This window comes from Actinomadura logoneensis (assembly GCF_003428695.1).
Lineage (GTDB): Bacteria > Actinomycetota > Actinomycetes > Streptosporangiales > Streptosporangiaceae > Spirillospora > Spirillospora logoneensis.
The window spans coordinates 1-1,082 of sequence record NZ_QURH01000463.1 but is presented as its reverse complement, the minus strand read 5'-3'; the positions used below and the strand labels follow the sequence as shown (position 1 = coordinate 1,082).

Genomic DNA, 1,082 nt, shown 5'->3' with positions numbered 1-1,082 from the left:
CGTCCGCGAGGCGCTTCGGCGCGGCGGCGAGCCGGCGGTCCTGCGCCACCGCGCGCACCGCGCCCGGCCCCGGCGGCTCGTCCTGCTGGTGGACGTCTCCGGCTCGATGTCCCCCTATGCCGACGCCCTGCTCCGTTTCGCCCACGCCTGCGTCCGCGCCTCCGCCGGGACGGCGGCGGCGCACCGGGCGGAGGTGTTCAGCGTCGGGACGCGCCTGACCCGCCTGACGCGCGAACTGGGGCGGCGCGACCCGGACGCCGCGATGCGCGCGGTGGCGGGCGCGGTGCCCGACTGGAGCGGCGGGACGCGGCTCGGCGCGGAGCTGAAGGAGTTCCTCGACCGGTTCGGGCACCGGGGGCTTGCGCGCGGCGCGGTCGTCGTCATCGCCTCGGACGGCTGGGAGCGCGGCGACGCGTCGCTGCTCGCCGCGCAGATGGAACGGCTCGCGCGGCTCGCGCACCGGGTGGTGTGGGCGAACCCGCACAAGGCGCGGCCCGGGTACGCGCCGCTGACGGCGGGGATGGCGGCGGCCCTCCCGCACCTTTCCGCGTTCACCTCCGGGCACAGCCTGGCCGCCCTGGAGGAGCTCGCCCGACTGATCGGAGACCCGGCGCATGCGTGACGTGCTCGACGACATCGCCGCCTGGTACGCGTCCGGGCGGACGTTCGGCCTGGCCACCGTGGTCGGGACGTTCCGCAGCGCGCCGCGTCCGCCGGGCGCGGCGATGGCGGTGTCGGCGGACGGCGAGGCGGCGGGCAGCGTGTCCGGCGGCTGCGTCGAGGGCGCGGTGTACGAGCTGGCGCGGGAGGTCGCCGGGACGGGGCGGCCGGTCGTCCAGCGGTACGGCGTGTCCGACGACGACGCGTTCGCGGTGGGGCTGACCTGCGGCGGCGTTCTGGACATCCTGGTCGAGCCGGTCGACGCGGCGACCTTCCCGGAGTTCCCCGAGGTGGCGGCGGCGATCCGGGAGCGCCGGCCGGTGGCGGTCGCGACCGTCGTGGCCGGTCCGGGCCGGATCGGCGCGCGCCGCGTGGTCTGGCCCGCGGACGACCCGGGCCCGTCCGGTCCGTCCACGGGGTCG

2 protein-coding genes are annotated in these 1,082 nt (G+C 78.4%); both read left to right on the top strand.

What is annotated here, in order from left to right:
• A partial coding sequence (locus tag DZF91_RS23330; RefSeq protein ID WP_117359502.1) for a vWA domain-containing protein occupies positions 1-622 on the top strand: 622 nt, incomplete at its 5' end.
• Positions 615-1,082: XdhC family protein (locus DZF91_RS23325; protein ID WP_199486826.1), on the top strand; the 468-nt coding region annotated here is incomplete at its 3' end. The genes DZF91_RS23330 and DZF91_RS23325, both read left to right, overlap by 8 nt.